Origin of the sequence: Rhizobium tumorigenes (genome assembly GCF_003240565.2) — a bacterium.
Classification (GTDB): Bacteria; Pseudomonadota; Alphaproteobacteria; order Rhizobiales; family Rhizobiaceae; genus Rhizobium; species Rhizobium tumorigenes.
In genome coordinates this window covers 391,610-407,610 of sequence record NZ_CP117257.1, presented here as the reverse complement: position 1 = coordinate 407,610, position 16,001 = coordinate 391,610, and the positions used below count along the sequence as shown (strand labels likewise).

The window sequence follows — 16,001 nt, the reverse complement described above, 5'->3', positions numbered from 1 at the left end:
CGGATTGCAATTGCGTCACATGCCGATCTCCAGGCATATTCATTGCCAGAGACAATAGGGCGCTCATTGTAGCGTCAGATCTTGGGAGGCATCCCCAGATACGACCTGAGCGCCCGTTCAGTGATCTCACCGGCCGTCGTCCTCCGTTTCAGCGCCTCCAGCTTTGTAGCGATGATCACCGTGCCGGAGAGACATATCTGAAACCGCTCCGGCTTGTCATCGACCGTGTTAGGATGGGCTTGGATCGTTTGCGGTGGCGGCTCAAAAGATTGCGGCTCGCCCACCGCCGCGTTGGACTTCGGTGGTCCATGCATTTCTCCATAGGAAGCCATTTTCCCGATGGAGTCGGCGATCAGGGAATCCAGATCCGACAGGTTCCGACGCGATTTCTGCAGTGGCGGAATTTCGCTCAAGGTCTCCTCCGTTTGCTCATTCAGCTTCGCCTATGGCCTTCGTAATGTCGGCGATGACGCTGACAATGTTTGCGCGTGCCTTGGCGACCTGATCGGCTTTGCCAGGGTCATTGCCGATCCGCGCAAGCGAACCGGCCTCTTTCGAAAACTGCTCGTAGACTTTTCGGGCGCGAACGAAGGTGGGAAGGGCTGGAAGCTTGTTGTCACGGATCATCTGGACAGCGTCCTGGAATGCTGTCGTCCTGGTGTCGATGCCTTCGACGCGATTGAGAAGGAGCTTGAGAGGCGCGCGTTTGAGGCTGGCTTTCGCCCATTCGAAAAGCTTTACGGTCTCGATCATTTCCATCACGTTGGCCTTGGCCGGCACGAGCGTGATGTCGCTTGCGACAATAGCGGCAATCAGGAGATCGTTGATCGAACCCTGGACATCGATGAGGACGATGGATGCGGTCGCCGTCGTGAGGGCGAATTTCAGGTCATGCGGCGAGGATGCTGTGGTGACCAACAATGACGATGGCAGTGTGCCGACGCTGTTGCAGCGGTCTACCCATTGACGACAGGACTGCTGGGGATCGGCATCGATGACGAGAACACTGGCACCGTTCTCCGCGAGTTCGGAGGCAATCAGGAGGCACAGGGTCGATTTGCCGACGCCGCCCTTGGAATTTGCCAAAGCGATAATGGTCATTTTCAGGATCTTCATGTCGCGGTGAATGACTAGTTATATAGCAAATACAGATAGGCGATCGCTTTTGCAAGCCTGCTCGCTTGCACCACTGAACGCAGCCCCCGCGCCTTAGCCAGTGGGAGGCGTTTAAGCACGACCAGCAGTGCTGCAAGTCCCATAGACAGCCGAGGGGGTCTCACTAGGGGAAGTTGTTTCCGTGATCTCGCTTCTGATCGTTCAAGGACTTTGACGAGATCCGCCACTTCCATCAGTGGCGCAAGGGGTGGCGGTCCTCGAACTGACGGGACTGACAGAGGCGGCGTGCGGACCAGAAGTGAGAGAAGTGGCGTGAGGGAGACGGGTGGAGAAGGTGCCACAAGTGGGACCACTGTGTGAAGTGACTGAAGTGACTGAAGTTGTATAAGTATCTGAATATAAACGATAAAAGAGAATTATATGGTTGGCAGGATAGCAGTTTTCGGTGTACGAAAACCGACATGTGCCCGATGGGCTGACGGGCTCGTCCGGCAGTCGCCAAGGGCGACCGGAGCGAGAAGGGATGAGCAAGACCTCGACTGCACAAAGGCGGCCAAGCCGGAACAGATCGGTGCGCGTAAGATTGTCGGAAGCGGAATTTGCGGCGCTTACGAAGTTCGCGGAAGAGGCTGCACTCCCCACCAGCGAAGTGCTGCGGCGATTGGCGCGCGAAGCCGGAGGCTTTGGGCCAACCTTTGAAGGCGAAGTGGCGCAACGGCTCAAGGCGACCGTGTTTCAGCTTCGGAAAGTGGGGGTGAACCTCAACCAGATTGCGCGCGCGCTGAACAGTGGTCGCGTACCCGGATATGAACATCTGAATGGCGGTGTGGAACGACTTGCCAGGCTTGTCGTGCAGCACGAGCGGGAGATTGACGCGTTGCGTGCAAGCAGCCGCGCGCGTGCGCGGCGCCTGGTGGGCAGTCATGTTTGAAGTCGATGCTTTCCTGGGTGTCCTGGACGATATCGAGCGGCGGCGGAAGCGGCGTGCGTCCGCCACTTTCCAGGATCAGGATTTCGATGGCCTTGCTATCCGCAAAATCCGCCAGAAGCCCGGACCAAAGCGCAAGCGCCGCAGGGGCGATGGGACGCCCTATACGGGCAGCAGGCCGCGTACGGGGTTCATGCCCGTAACGATGGAGCTGGAGGATGAAGGACGCAAGCGCCGCGTTAGCGGGGGAGGCGGAGGGTTTGGCACCTTGGCGGCGGGACATGCCAGCTCACCTGCGAGGGCAAAGGCTGCTCCTGGCTCAAATACCGGCGAAGGTGCTGCGAGAGCCGCGCCGATCCGGACTACCGGCCTGGCCGAGCGCCTGGGCGTTGCGGCCGGGTCACAGCCGGCAGTGGTCAAGCTGGTGAGTTTTGCTGCCGGAAGTGCCCGTGTCCGCAAACTTCTTGCCTATCAGAGCCGTGATGGCGAATTGACCGTCGAACGCGAGACCGGTGAACAGGTTGCAGGCGCATCTTGGATCCAGGCGCTTGCCGACGAATGGGCAGAAGAATACGGGCGTCAGCCGTCAAAGGATGTGCTGCGGCTGGGATTGTTCGTACGATCGCACTCAGATGAGGCTGTGGGCGAGGCGTTGAAACAGGCGCTGCCTGGCCACCGCATCGCATGGGGGAGCGAGCCCGATGCTAAAGGGAAGGGACGATCTGTTGAAGTGGTTCTCAGCGCTGCAGCCCGTCCCCATCCCGGTGAAGCAAGCGCGCAGCGTATCTACGACAACCGAAAATCTCTGAGCAAGCTCGACAGGCTGCTTCAGGCGTCGTTCGGCGCTGGCGCACAAGTAGAAGTCCATGGCTTTGCGCACGGAGTGGAAGGCGTTGGTCGCTACCTAGCTCAGGTTCGCAAGGGAACGCACCACGCCGTGCGCTCGGTTCGCCTGAACAAGGACGGATCGTTCGGCGAGGATGTGGTGGTCGGCACCGGCGCGAGTTCGCTGGAGGAGGCGAAGGACTGGAAGCGCGACCTACGATCGCAAGAGCGCCGTGACGTCGCCCACGTCATTTTTAGCGCCAAGCCGGGAACGCCAAGGGATCGGTTCGTCGATGCCGTGCGTGCAACGCTTGCCAGGGAATTCGCCGGGCATCGCTATGCCTTCGTGCTTCACGAGGATCGGCAGCATCTTCATGTTCATGCCGCCATCAAGATGCTCTCGGACGCCGGCCAGCGTCTTCACCCGCGGATCCAAGATTTCAGGCGCTGGCGCAAGACACTGGCCGAAGAGGCGCGTGAACGAAACATTCCCATGGACGCGATGAGCCGGTTCGAGCGGGCAAACCCTCCCGGGTATAAGCTGAAGGACATCCAGCGTGTGGAACGAGGCGTCGCATCGCAAAACGTGCACCGGCGCGTCGAGGCGGCAAGGACGAGTGCTGTCCACATTCCGATACGGGAAGAAGGAAAGCGTCATGCCGCCGCCGCAGCCAGCGGCTGGAGCGACGCGGCGGCCATGGCTTTGCGGTCGCCTGCGCAATTTGCGCCAGATGCTGGCGTGTTGCGGCTCTACCGGGCGGAGCGTCCTGGAACGCGGTCGTCGGTGCCACTCTTCACCCGCGATTTCTCGGCTGCCGCGGAATTGGCACGTCGGTATGGCGGAACGCTCGGGTTTGTCGATGTTCGGCCGACCGAGATGCATCGGATCAGGCCGGCGCGCCGTCAACCCGCGCTGGGTGGCGGTAACGACCACTTCGTCGTCGCGCGAAACCTTGCCGACAGGATGCGCCCGTTCGTGCCGGCGGAAGTGGTAACGGCAAGCGTCCTCCATTTCCATGACCGCGGTGAGATGGCGGTGCGTGCGATGGCGCGCGAGTTCGGGGAGTATCAATCCATTTCATATCGGGAAGGCAGAACGCCAAAGGAGACAGACGACATGGCAAACCTGAAGGTGATGACCGCTTCATTTGCGGAGATGGACGCCCAGATGGAGGTGATCAAACAGCATCTTTCACCAGCACAGCAGCCCCAGATCGAAAAGCTGCGCGGCAAGCTTCGAGAGACCCAGCAGGATATGCTGGCGACGCAGGAGCGCATCGAGAAAAAACGGGGTTTGGTCCAAGGCGAGACCTTCGTGGCACCTGTGAGACACGAGTTCCACGAATTCGTGGCAGAAGAGCACGGCGAGACGATCCGCTACAGTCATGGCAAAGATCGCGGCAAGGCCGGCAGGGTCGCTTTCACCGATCACGGCGACAGGGTGGAGATTGCCGATTGGAAGGATCGGCAGGTGGTTTTGGCCGCGATGCAGGTTGCGTCCCGCAAATGGGGGGCGCTGACCATCAATGGCACTGAAAGCTACAAGGCGCTGGTCGTCGAGCTTGCTGCAGAATACGGATTTAAAATTGCTAACCCCGAGCTGCAGGACAAGCTGGTCGCTACGCGAGCACAAATGACCAAAGACCGCGCTGATCGGGGCAGCAGTTCAGCTGGCGTGAGCATCGATGAGGCCAGTATGGAGGGGCAAGCCAAGGTTCAAACCCAAACCCAAGCTCAAGCAGTCGGACCGGCGGCCCCACAGCCGCCCCTCACTGATCCCAAGGCGCCGATTGTCGAGGGCGAGAAGGTGAAGCCGGCCGATAGTGATCGTGGATCGATGCTGTCGGCGATGCGCGAGGCGGCAAGAAGGTGGGACAAGATCACGGTCAATGGATCCGAGCGCGAGAAGGCCCTCGCTGTCGAGCTTGCGGCTGAACATGGCTTCAAAATTGGCAATCCCGAGCTACAGGACAAATTGAGGGCCGCGCGGGAAAAAGCGGAGGAACGCCGACGACAAGAGAAGATTAGCGAAGAAAGTCGACTTGCCCTTGCCGAGAGCTCCAGCGTCCAGGGGCCAGGTCAAAAGACGGACGTAGAAATCGCGATCGCCCTTCAGACAATACGCGAGCGCACCGATGTCGAGGCCGAGCGGGAGGTGCGCCAAGCCGCAAGCACTGCCGCCACCAACGAGCGGCCGATCGACGGTGGCGGAGACGACCGCGCATATAGAACGCAGGCCGAAGCAAATGCCGCTGCGCGGGCCAAACAGGCTATCGACCAGAACCCGACGACTCCCATTCCAGCCGACGTAACCCAGTCGCCTGAAATCGAGCGCCAACGGCAAGCCCAGCAAGAACTTCTGGCAGAGAAGGACGCCATCGCTAAGATGCAGAAGGAAACGCAAAGACATTCGCACAAGCCGCGTCAGCGGTAGTCGAGTGGTCCCGGGGGAGATGCCTTCAGGTATTCGCAAAAGGGACCCTCCGCGAACTGACGGATGGCCGTCTATCTATGCACAACTTGGCTTGGCGTTGACCATTCATTAGCCGGTTGGGCAGCTTGTCTGCGGCTCGCTCGTTCTCGACAGCGATATTTCTGAAGTGCCGCTCGCTGCCGAGCTATCCACATTTTGGAAACGTCGTCGGACTGGCCAAAGGCCAGGTAGCTGAATGCGGGCTAAAAATTCGGGAAACATGTAGTCTTCCGTGAGAAAATTCCACCCATTGAACGGACAAATTCAACGAAATCAGATACATAAAGCTTCATAGAATCTTCATTTGCCAATTCACGAATTCGTGATAAGATTTGGTATGTTGCAGCGCAATACAGTAGCATGGGTGAAATATGCGACAAAATTGGGGTTTATTCGCCATTGGCGTAAGACGACTGATGTCTGGCTCGGGGAGCCAAAAAAGCACGAAGTTCAAGTACAGCAAGTTGCTTCCTGATCAGCTTCCCGATGAGCGAAAGCGAGATCTCGGATTTCTTGATGGCAAACCCTGTAAAGGCAGCGCTGAAGAAGGGCTAGCGAGCGGAAATAGATCATTCGATCATGAATGTGCCTTCCATCTCAAGTGGTGAGGTTATCCTCGTACTACATGGTCAAAAAATCATTTTTGTAAAAGAGTCGAATCCCCGCCGCTTTGTCTAATACTTCCGGCGCTGGTTTGAACATTGTGACCTAAAATCTGGCGCATACAGCGCCTAAAACGAACGGATGCCGGGTCAGTCTGTCTTGTGACAACTAAACCGGGACAAGGAGCATATCTTAAACCCACAAGAAATTTACCCTCTCCATCTCCTAATTTTAACACACACTTTGATCGATGACGATTGGAGATTCAAATGACTACAAGAACAATAATCACAATACCTGACCCAGCACTACGTCAGATTTCGGATGCGGTTGACCCCCAGGCCGCAGAGACGGCCGTTTTAATCGATGACATGCTGGAAACCATGTACAACGCATTTGGTGTGGGGCTGGCGGCTGTGCAGATCGGCATTCTGAAACGCGTTGTAGTCGTCGACGTCGGGGTCGTCCAGGAGGCGCGTCGGGATGCCCGGGTTCTCATCAATCCAGTGATTGTCGATACGTCCACGGAATGTTCGACTTTCAGGGAAGGCTGCCTTTCGCTTCCTGGCACCATGGTCGACGTCGTCAGGCCAGCGAGGATTACCGTCGAATACGACACGCTGGGTGGCGGCAAGGAGACTCTCGAAGCCGAAGGCCTCCTTGCCACATGTCTTCAGCACGAGATCGATCATCTCAATGGGACCTTGATAACGGACCATGGTGAGCCAGTACCCCGCGAACCGCAGGAATCTGCGTGACGCAGAAGACCTGCTTGCGCGTGTCAAGATCCGCCCCCTATCTCTGACGGTATTTTCGGCGCAGTCTCCCTATGGTCAGGAGAGGCGCATGACATGTATCGTCGGCCGTGAGTGGACACACACAGAGCCAATTTTGCAGTCTTGCACCGCGGTTGATCGACCGATGAACCGCTCTAATGACATGCCAATGCGGGCCCATCACCACCATCTACCGAGTGCTTTGACATCTTCTCTCCATTGCCTGGCGACAAAGATGTAACCAGCCAGGTCGCGCTGCTGATTTCCAAATGAGATGAAAATCGCGCCACGATCAGTGGGATAACGGCTGGCATTTGCGGTTGGGAAGCGACAGCTTCCATAACAGCGTCCCCTATCAGGTGAGTGCGATATCGCAGCCTCACTTTGCCAGAGTCACGGCCGCTCTTCACTCCCCATGGGATCTTACGGAAATCCTTGTCCGGGACTTTGTGAAACCTGCACCGCACATCAGGCAGAGCGCGCCAACTCCAAAGGGCGCGCTCGTGAAAGCTGGCTGAAGCGCGAAGCGCGTCACGTCAGTCTCCACTCTCAGGCGCGTGTCAACATCGCAAAAACTTCACGGACGGGCCATTCCCCTGAGCCGAACGGGACCTACTTTTCAACTGTCAGAACCGAACATATTCCAGCGTTTTGTTGCGGAGGGCATTCGAAATGCTCCAGTCTCTTATCAGTCTTGAAAACCATGAAATTGAGGCCGTTATCGCGGCTGTGACCGCCTATTGCGACGAATGCGGCGCGCGCATCGATAGCGCGCATGGACGCAGGGCGATCACAGCCGCTGTCGACCTTGTCTCCACGCACCCACTAATCAATCTGCTTGCCGAACTGCGTCGTATGCTTCCAGGCGAAGACGGTTTCGCTGGTTTGAGGCGTCCGTGATCCGACCGGTTGCCTGGTCCCTTGCCCAAAAAAGAAAAGACCCGCGCGAGGGCGGGTCAGTAAGGAACTCGAGATAGCGGGGAACGGGAGGTAACTATCTCGTTCGCTATCGATAGCCGACTTCCGTTACATCAAGATGTCAGCCGTCGCGCTTGCCATGCCTTTTTGACTTTCTTCGTCTTCATTGGGAGCGTGGTCATCAACGCCGAGTGATGCGAGCCTGCATTTGATTGCCAAGGCGTAATCGGTATCAAGGGTGTTCTTGTCGGCGACATCAGGATCGGAAAGGACAAAGAGCGAGGCTTGACGATCCGTTTGCCCGAGGTCTTCGGGCAGCGGTCGACAACGTATTTAGACAGGCCATAATCCTTACAGGAGAGGATCATGAAGCGCTCCAAGTCAGCGTGCCAGCTTCCCGTTTCGTTTCCATCCACGACTCGAATAGCAATCTATTTAACGTTCCCCGCTATGATATTCCATTTGCGCACCACCGCGAACTGCGATCAGTAGCCATGCAAACATGGCGCCAAATCGCGTGCCCGACGCCGCATAAGTCAGACCCTCAGGCCCATAGAACGGTGTCACGGCTTAAGTTTACAGTGCCGCCCGCCATCCTACTCCTTATGGCTGACAACCGCCATCGCGGCGTCGGTTCCGCACGCCGACCTCAAAATCAGGGCCCTCCAGCATCGCGGCTACGGTGACTGGCATTGCGTGGCAAACCTGTTTAACCGATCAGTCCCACGGAATGATCGCCATGAGGCTTTCGTCATCCTGGCCGGGATATCGGCCGAGATTGGCATTGAGCTTGCCATAGCCGGTGTTGACGGTGAGGGTGAAGTAGTCGCCGCCGTTTTGGTTCTGCTTCTTCCAGATACCACCAATCTCGACCCGTCGACCACGCGGGCTTGTAGAGAACAAGCGATAAACCGGCGCTTTCGGATGTTCGCTTTTGTAGGGTTCGCCGGCAATATCGATGTCATAGGCGATCGAAGCGATGTTGCCTCGCAGGATTTTTCCATCGTTGGCAAACTCAACGTAATTCGTCATTTCTGATACGTTCGCAGGCATTTGGGATCTCCCTCTTTGTTTGGATTGAATAGATGCGGATAGTGGGCAAGGGCTGTGCTCCCGTCACTCACGTCTGGCGGGATTCGAGAACAGCACATGATTGGGATACGGGATGTCGGGGTAAGCCCAGAGCCCGGCACGCGAGTGCTGCGCAATCCCTTCCTCAATGCCGTAGGGCATATAGACTGCCTTGCCGCTGGTTGTGAGCGCGGCAAAAGCAAACCCCTGCGTGATCAGCATGGTTCCGACGTCGAGCGCGTTGCTGCCGACATGCGCCGAGCAGATGACGAGTACGGTCGAGGGCTGGGTGGAGGCAGCGGTTGCTACTTGGGCGAGCGGAGCACAGGTTGGTTTAGTATCCTTGAAGATAGCTGCCAGCATCGCCAGCGAGACGGCGCCACAGTCCTGCTTCTGGCCAAAATTGTCGGTATAGGTGGTTCCACGGATGCACGCCTGAACGCCGTAGAGGCGCATCGTCTGGCCCGCCTGTTGCCAACTATCCCCGGTCAGAAAGGTGACGCCGGTCTGCGGAACTGCAAACACATGGGATGATGGTTGGGCCGCCTCGGCGGTCAATATGGAACTCGGTATCGCCATCGAGATGCTCAGGGCAACCAGCAGTATCTTCGCTACCGGTCTCGGCCTTGTCATTCCTGCACCTCCTTTGCCGAAATCGGCGCGCAGTCCACGCCGTCATTGGAGTTGGTGATACAGCTGACATTGTAGCCAGCACCGGAGATGAGGTAGGCGCAGACGCTGGTCCCGGCGCCGTCGCGCGTCCCGGCCGCGTTGCAGTCGAGACCGGATTTTGCAAGATTATAGAGCTTGCCGCCAGTACCGCAGCCGAACTGACAGGCCTTGAGGATCGAGGACTGCGAGATAGTGGCACAAGTGCCCTGATAGCAGACCTGTTGCCCGATCAGGCTCGTCATGCCGTTTTTCTGGGCGGCATTCCATTGGCCGCGTTGATAACGCTCCCAGGCAGCGACCTGCGCTGAAGGGCTGTTTAGAAAATCCTCGCGCGAACCGTCCCAATAGGCTTGCAACGTCCCGCTATCGCAGAACTGAAATGCACCATAGCAGCGCGTCCCGTTGACGACGGGGGAAACACTGTTGAAATTCCCTTCGCTATGACTGACGTTGGACGCGTATTCGGCACATCCGGCCGGCATTCCGGCGTTCAAGAGACTGAGAGCGCTTTCGCCGGCAAATGCCAGTGATGCTGCAAAACCGAGCGACAGCCCAAGATTTGCCAGGAGATCCTGTCTGTTCGGCTGCCAGTTGTCGGCAGCCGGGGAGGGGGCAACAGATATCATCGAATTGGCCCAACCTGATATATGCCGATAAACGCCTTGCCGTCCTCGCCAATTTCCGCGGTTGTGAGTGTGGCGGCATCAGGCGACAGGATAGCGGTGCCACCGAGCGGCATTTGCGGATTTGCCATCCGCTCCGGTCGCACCGGTCGCGGCGATTGCGCTGCTTGCGTATCGGGTCTGATCAACACCAGAAGGGCCGTGCACATGCCTTGCAAGTTGCAATCGCCGTTTGTCTGGGACAATAGCCAGATGCCCGAGGGCGTGGTGATACGCGCGGTGTAGATTTTGGCCTGTCCAGTGAGCTGGCGAATGCTCGCAAGATCGTCGTCGGTCCAGATGCCATCAGGATCATGCTTGGCATCCCTGGTTGTGAGTTTAAGCGCCAGCGTGTGTCCACCCTGTGCCGCGGCGCGGTCGGTGAAGGTAAGGGCGAGGATCAGGAGCGGAGCGAGGACAGCAAGGGTGCGTTTCATCTGGGAGCCTCAAGAGGATGTTTAGCGCGTGAGACGCCGGCGGAACGCTACGGACTTGTCGAACATCGCGTCGACGAACGCTGTAAGAGCGCGCACCAGGAGGATTGGCTGGATCAGAGCCGTGCGGATAAGACGAAGACTTGTGCTGGCCGCGGCGTACAGAGCTTTGAGGATACAGAGCGCCGCCGCGCAGCAGAGCCCGACGAGCACTGCATTGAAGAGCAGATAAAGAGCCAGGACCAAAAACGTGTATGCGAGGTTGTCCATCGGGTGGGCGTAGACGGATTTCGGAGCCGTTGTGACCCATATCCCGGCGATCGTCGCCGTGCCGCTGATTGCAATCGTGGTAGCGACGATCTCGATTGGCCCCAGGCGATGAAAAAACCAGATCTCCTTGCCCATCGGCGTACTCCTTTCAAAACAACTCCGGCGAAGCAGGCGCGCCCTGACTGTCACTTCTGCAAATCAAACCATGCGCGTGTGGACGTGCCGTCTTTTTGCCTGATGTCGAAATACCAGGGTCTGGCCCTTCGCGGCCGTGGCTGACGATCGATCTCGGTCCGCTCGCCACGCTCGATCGTGTACTTGGCGCAATAGCTTGCCAAGTCACCGCCATGGCCGGATTGGTCGTCTGCCTCGACATAGCCACTCGGGCAATCCTCGAATGCCTCAAAGCCAGGCGCGCCGGTACCGGCTGCCTTGCAGGCCGGCCAGGAAAAGCCGGGCAACGCCATTGCGGCAATCAGCTTTTCCATTGGCGATACACAGTAGGAGATACCATGCCAGCTCGGCGTCTGCGCTGCCACGCAAAGGACGATCTGACAGCCCCAATCCGCCTCCGCGGCGTCAGCCGCGACGTTCTGGGAAAGCCAGACGGCAAGAACGGATGAGGCAAAAATGCCGCATCTGGCGATCGATGACATCTGCGCTCCTGGCATTTTACAAAGGCACTTGCGTTGTTATCATGTTTTTATATATATGCACTTATAACTCGGGAAACGCAAATGTCCATAGCCCCCATGCGCACTGCGATCGTTGTCGTGAACCTCGTCTTTCCCTGTCTGGCTTTGGCCAACGATGCATCGCCCAGTTCGGGCGCGTTCACAGTCAATGTCTCTTCCGACTGCGCTGACGGTGCGGTGGATGCAAAGACCATTCGCCAGCTCATCACCAGGGAAACGTCGCGCCAGGGGGTCGACGCCAGGTTGGCACTGGCAATTGCCGATCAGGAGTCCGGCTTCGGCGCCCACGTCAATTCGACCGCGGGAGCGCGCGGTCCCATGCAGCTCATGCCAAGGACCGCCGCGCGCTATCAGGTGACGGATATTTGCGACGCGGCCGAGAATATTCGGGGCGGCGTCAGCTACCTCAAGGATCTGACGGCTGCCTTTGGAGGCAACATTATGCTCGTGGTTGCGGCCTATAATGCCGGAGAGGGTCGTGTCGTTGCCGCAGGGGGCGTGCCGGATATTGCCGAGACCGTCTCCTACACGGCACTGGTTACCAACGCCTATTACGGCTTTGACAACTACCTGAAGGGCGGCAAGCGGGCCGCCAAGGCCGCCGCTGCGGGCAGTCGAGCCGTTGCTGCTGCCGGCGTGGACCTGCTGGCGCAAACGCCAGCCTCCGAGCAGCCAACCCCCATCCATCAAACCAGACCGCAAGCCGGCGATCACGACTGGATCGGCGGCTCGGTTCTGTACGTGCAGTAGTCAGGAAAGAAAGGAGCCCCAGATGAAGACAAGGCTATACAATCTCGCCCGATCGGTGATGTCGACCGGACGGATCAACGGAAACATCTTGGTGCTGGCAGGGGTCGCCGGCGCTGTGATGATGGGCAATGTCGAACTAGCCTATGCCGCCGGCGATATCTTCCAGCCGATCAATTCGGTGTTCACGACACTCCTCAATTTCATGACCGGAACGTTCGCGACGACAGCGGCGACCATCGCCTGTGCTGCCGTTGGCTACATGGCGTTGACGAGCCGTATCCCCTGGAGTTGGTGCTTTTCCATCATCGTTGGCATCGCCTTCATCTTTGGCGGCTCGCAGCTCGTGCAGTCCATGTCTTCCGGATTGGGCGGCTGATGAGCGAGGCTGAGGTAAGGGCGGAAGTGGCGCCGCTTGTTCTCGGTCTCACACGGCCGAGAATGTTCTGGGGCGTGCCGATCGGCGTCTTCGTCGGCGAACTGATGATTGTCGTCATGACGTTCCTCAATACGAAGAACCTTGCGATGTTTCTTCTCTTCCTGCCCCTGCATGCCGCGGCTTACGTGATCACGGTGCGCGATCCGCACCTGGCGAACGTCGCTCTCGTGCGGATCGCCAAATGCCCCTGGACGAAGAACCGTCACTTCTGGGGCGGCAATTCCTATGAACCGTAATTCTTGGGAGCCAACCTGATGGAGGCAGCGATGCAAAAGTCCATCCGCAAGGATCTTCGGTTTGGAGCCGAAAGCGCCCGGGAAAAGCCGATCTCGGCGCATGTCCCCTACCTCAGGCATGTCGACGAGGAAACACTGCGAACCAAGGACGGAATGCTGCTGACGATCATCAAGATCGATGGCTTCTGTCACCAGACCGCCGATCAGCAAATCATCGATGTCGAGGCGACCGCGCGCAACACGCTGGTTCGGGCCCTCGCAGACAGCCGTTTTGCAGCCTACGCCCACATCGTGCGGCGTCGTATTCCCCCTCAACTCGGTGGTACGTTCGATATCCCATTCTGCAGGGCTCTCAATGATCGTTACATGCTGAGCCTAAAAGACAACAGCATGTATTTGAACGAGCTCTACCTGACGATCATCCGGCGGGGCTTCCAGGGCAAGGTCGGACTGGCGGACGAGATCTTATCGCGCTTGCGCAAGGCGTCCGGTGTATCCGAGCGGGCGATGGATCTGGAGGCCCGCCAGGAGCTGCGCGAGCATGTCGCCAACATCGTCAAGGGAATGGAACATTACGGCGCCCGGGTCCTGAAGGTGGTGGCGCGGGAGCGGCACGTGGCGTCCGAGCCGCTCGAGTTCCTGGCGATGCTGCTTAACGGCGGCGAGCCAGTCGCCATGGCCTTGCCGCGCATGCCTCTCGACCAATATCTGCCGACCCGCCGTATCACCTTCGGCCGCCGTGTCTTCGAAATGCGCGGCGCCAGCGACATCGAAACCCGGTTCGGCGCAATGTTGTCGATCCGCGAATACCCACCCTACACCGCGGCTGGCATGATCGACGGGCTGCTGAAGGTCCCGGGCGAGTTCATCCTGTCGCAAAGTTTCGCCTTGCAAGATCGTGCGCCAGTCCTGTCGGAGATGGATCGGATAGAGCGTCAGATCAGTGTTTCGGATGAGCGTGGCACGAGCCTTGGAAGTGCTATCTCGATTGCCAGGGATGAGTTGGTCAACGGCCGCGCCGTCATGGGCTATCACCATCTGTCGGTGATGGCGTTAGGGGCTTCGATCAAGGAGACCGAGGCCGGCGCCCAGGCCATCACCAAGGAATTGCAGAATGCCGGTATGGTGGTCGTGCGCGAGGATCTGAACAGCGAGCCGGTCTTTTACGCCCAGCTACCGGGCAACTTCTCCTATATCGCACGTCGCGCGCTGATTTCGTCGCGCAATTTTTGTGGACTGGCGTCGTTTCATAATTTTGCTCTTGGAAAACCCCGTGGAAATCACTGGGGACCGGCTGTTTCCTTGCTGCAGACGACGTCGATGACCCCCTATTTCTTCAACTTCCACAAGGGTGAGGTCGGCAATTTCATCGTCACCGGCCCGACGGGTTCGGGAAAGACCGTGGCGCTCCTGTTTTTGCTGTCGCAGGCAATGCGGGCAAGACCCCAACCTCGATGCGCCTTTTTCGACAAGGATCGTGGTGGGGAGGTCTTCATTCGTGCCTGCGGTGGTCAGTACGAGGTGCTGCAACCCGGCGTTCCAACCGGTTTCAATCCGCTGCAACTTCCAGACATTCCTGATAACAGGGCGTTCGTCTATGACCTCCTCAGCTATCTCGTTCGCCCAAAGGATGATGCCGAAAAGCTGTCGGCCGAGCAGGAGAAAATCCTCTACCGAGCGGTCGAGCAGATATTCAGCGTGCCGGTCCGGGAGCGCCTGTTCTCGGACGTCGTCCATCTGCTGCGAGGGGGCGAGGCCGCCGGGCCCGACGATCTGGCGTCGCGTTTCGAGGCCTGGTGCGATACCCGAGGATGGTTGTTCAACAACACGGTGGATCTTTGGGATGGCGAGCGCGGCATCTTCGGCTTTGATCTGACCGCCGTCCTCAATGATCCGGAAGTCCGCACAGTGGCGCTCGGCTATATCTTCTTTCGCATCGGCCAGATGCTGGATGGCGAGCGGCCGATGATGCTCTTCGTTGACGAAGGCTGGAAACTCCTGAGCGACGACCGGGCAGGCGCCTTCATCAACGACCAGCTGAAGACCATCCGCAAGAAGAACGGTATTGTCGGAATTGGCACGCAATCTCCACGCGATATCACCACATCGCGGATCGCCCATACGCTGCTCGAGCAAAGCCCGACGACCATCTTCTTCCCCAACCCGAAGGCGGATGGGGAGAGCTATGTCAAAGGTTTTGGACTTTCGGAAACCGAATTTGAGTGGGTGAGGTCGACCGCGTCGACAAGCCGTCAGTTCCTGGTCAAGCACGACCACGACAGCCTTATCGCGCGGCTTGATCTCTCCGCACTCCCGGACTTCATCAAGGTGCTGTCCGGCAGGGCTGAAACGGTCGCCGAATGCGAGCGTCTGCGTCGTCGCTACGGCGACGCCCCGGAGCTCTGGCTGCCCTATTACTGTGGCTGGAGCCAGGAGCCTGACAATCCTCCGGACGCAAGAGGTGATATGAGATGAGCGTCCGGAACCGAAATCTCAGCGCTTCTATGTGCCTGGTGGTACTGGTGGCGATGTCGGGGATCTCGCCGACGATGGCACAGGTGCCGGTCAACGACGCCGCGCGAACGACCGAAGAGACGAAGACGGCCGTCTGCGTGCAACGCGCACGGACCTTCAAACAGTCTTCCGTGGCACCGTCGCGAGGTGTCACGTCGAGTGTCACGGCGAAGGGGGATCTTGCCGGCATCCCACCGATCTCAGGTGCGGCCATCTCCGGGTCACCGCTTTCCGGGACTGCAATTGGCACTAGCGACCTGTCGATCCTTCTGGCCACCGGTTCAAGCGTCCAGGCCCTGAAAACCAGGAATATCGGCCAGGTGGTGAGCGCGCTCGCCGCAACGGCTGCCGCGATCAGCGCCAATACCTCGACACTTCAAAACCAGGCAGCGACAATCGGCAATGCCAACTCCCTGCAGGGCGCCTTCGACCAGAACACCACCGCGCGCCTGTCGGGCGCCCAGATCTGGAACCAGGCGATCCAGTCGGCGACGACAACGGTTCGATTGCGAAACCAGCGACTGGTCGACCAGGCAGCAGCGGAAAGCGCTGCATCGAAAGTCATGACCTACGATCCGGGCTCCGTATCGTTCATCAACGGCAATGAGTAGGAGAGTTCAGA

Annotated in this window: 16 protein-coding genes and 1 pseudogene; 9 read left to right on the top strand and 8 right to left on the bottom strand. The window is 58.5% G+C overall.

Annotated elements, in window-relative coordinates:
* Nucleotides 1-74: 74 nt before the first annotated feature.
* Together PR017_RS23480 and PR017_RS23475 are read right to left on the bottom strand one after the other, a co-directional pair.
* Nucleotides 75-413 carry a hypothetical protein gene (locus tag PR017_RS23480; RefSeq protein ID WP_240538794.1) on the bottom strand — a complete coding sequence of 113 codons (339 nt, stop codon included), beginning with the start codon at nucleotides 411-413 and terminating at the stop codon, nucleotides 75-77.
* A gap of 16 nt (nucleotides 414-429) precedes the next feature.
* On the bottom strand, nucleotides 430-1,101 hold the full coding sequence (locus PR017_RS23475) for a ParA family protein (protein WP_111215412.1): 672 nt from the start codon (nucleotides 1,099-1,101) through the stop codon (nucleotides 430-432).
* Nucleotides 1,102-1,639: 538 nt separating this feature from the next.
* Between PR017_RS23475 and mobC the strand changes: the two genes are divergently transcribed.
* The 4 genes and pseudogenes from mobC to PR017_RS23450 all read left to right on the top strand — a co-directional run.
* Complete coding sequence (gene mobC, locus PR017_RS23470; RefSeq protein ID WP_111215377.1) at nucleotides 1,640-2,047, top strand: plasmid mobilization relaxosome protein MobC; 408 nt, start codon at nucleotides 1,640-1,642, stop codon at nucleotides 2,045-2,047.
* A 649-nt stretch (nucleotides 2,048-2,696) separates the two neighbouring features.
* The gene (locus PR017_RS23465) at nucleotides 2,697-5,303 is read left to right on the top strand and encodes an LPD7 domain-containing protein (protein ID WP_257623499.1); all 2,607 of its coding nucleotides are present in this window, start codon (nucleotides 2,697-2,699) and stop codon (nucleotides 5,301-5,303) included.
* A 911-nt stretch (nucleotides 5,304-6,214) separates the two neighbouring features.
* The gene (gene def, locus PR017_RS23460; protein ID WP_111215381.1) at nucleotides 6,215-6,703 is read left to right on the top strand and encodes a peptide deformylase; all 489 of its coding nucleotides are present in this window, start codon (nucleotides 6,215-6,217) and stop codon (nucleotides 6,701-6,703) included.
* A 1,290-nt stretch (nucleotides 6,704-7,993) separates the two neighbouring features.
* Nucleotides 7,994-8,157 (top strand): annotated as a pseudogene (locus tag PR017_RS23450) (IS6 family transposase); the annotation flags it as partial.
* Nucleotides 8,158-8,356: 199 nt separating this feature from the next.
* Here the strand turns inward: PR017_RS23450 and PR017_RS23445 are convergent.
* The 6 genes from PR017_RS23445 to PR017_RS23420 all read right to left on the bottom strand — a co-directional run bounded on the left by PR017_RS23445 (nucleotide 8,357) and on the right by PR017_RS23420 (nucleotide 11,404).
* Nucleotides 8,357-8,692, bottom strand: a complete 336-nt coding sequence (locus PR017_RS23445) for a DUF736 family protein (protein WP_111215387.1) — start codon at nucleotides 8,690-8,692, stop codon at nucleotides 8,357-8,359.
* A 63-nt stretch (nucleotides 8,693-8,755) separates the two neighbouring features.
* A complete protein-coding gene (locus PR017_RS23440; RefSeq protein WP_111215389.1) occupies nucleotides 8,756-9,343 on the bottom strand; it encodes a thermonuclease family protein in 588 nt (195 codons plus the stop codon).
* A complete protein-coding gene (locus tag PR017_RS23435) occupies nucleotides 9,340-10,008 on the bottom strand; it encodes an acyltransferase (RefSeq protein ID WP_111215391.1) in 669 nt (222 codons plus the stop codon). Before PR017_RS23435 ends, PR017_RS23440 begins: the two co-directional genes overlap by 4 nt.
* Nucleotides 10,005-10,481: a hypothetical protein gene (locus PR017_RS23430; RefSeq protein WP_111215393.1), complete on the bottom strand. Its 477-nt coding sequence runs from the start codon at nucleotides 10,479-10,481 to the stop codon at nucleotides 10,005-10,007. The genes PR017_RS23435 and PR017_RS23430 overlap by 4 nt, the downstream gene beginning before the upstream one ends.
* Before the next feature lie 21 nt (nucleotides 10,482-10,502).
* Complete coding sequence (locus PR017_RS23425) at nucleotides 10,503-10,883, bottom strand: hypothetical protein (RefSeq protein ID WP_240538796.1); 381 nt, start codon at nucleotides 10,881-10,883, stop codon at nucleotides 10,503-10,505.
* A gap of 50 nt (nucleotides 10,884-10,933) precedes the next feature.
* Nucleotides 10,934-11,404, bottom strand: coding sequence for a hypothetical protein (locus tag PR017_RS23420; RefSeq protein WP_111215397.1), 471 nt, complete (start codon nucleotides 11,402-11,404; stop codon nucleotides 10,934-10,936).
* A gap of 81 nt (nucleotides 11,405-11,485) precedes the next feature.
* Between PR017_RS23420 and PR017_RS23415 the strand changes: the two genes are divergently transcribed.
* The 5 genes from PR017_RS23415 to PR017_RS23395 are packed head-to-tail and all read left to right on the top strand — an operon-like array spanning nucleotide 11,486 to nucleotide 15,990.
* Entirely contained in the window at nucleotides 11,486-12,193 is a 708-nt protein-coding gene (locus PR017_RS23415) for a lytic transglycosylase domain-containing protein (RefSeq protein WP_111215399.1), read from the top strand.
* A 22-nt stretch (nucleotides 12,194-12,215) separates the two neighbouring features.
* Entirely contained in the window at nucleotides 12,216-12,569 is a 354-nt protein-coding gene (locus tag PR017_RS23410; RefSeq protein ID WP_111215401.1) for a TrbC/VirB2 family protein, read from the top strand.
* The gene (locus tag PR017_RS23405) at nucleotides 12,569-12,865 is read left to right on the top strand and encodes a VirB3 family type IV secretion system protein (RefSeq protein ID WP_111215403.1); all 297 of its coding nucleotides are present in this window, start codon (nucleotides 12,569-12,571) and stop codon (nucleotides 12,863-12,865) included. The genes PR017_RS23410 and PR017_RS23405 overlap by 1 nt, the downstream gene beginning before the upstream one ends.
* A gap of 30 nt (nucleotides 12,866-12,895) precedes the next feature.
* Nucleotides 12,896-15,340, top strand: a complete 2,445-nt coding sequence (locus PR017_RS23400; RefSeq protein ID WP_111215416.1) for a VirB4 family type IV secretion/conjugal transfer ATPase — start codon at nucleotides 12,896-12,898, stop codon at nucleotides 15,338-15,340.
* Nucleotides 15,337-15,990, top strand: a complete 654-nt coding sequence (locus PR017_RS23395) for a hypothetical protein (protein WP_240538797.1) — start codon at nucleotides 15,337-15,339, stop codon at nucleotides 15,988-15,990. The genes PR017_RS23400 and PR017_RS23395 overlap by 4 nt, the downstream gene beginning before the upstream one ends.
* Nucleotides 15,991-16,001: the final 11 nt, after the last annotated feature.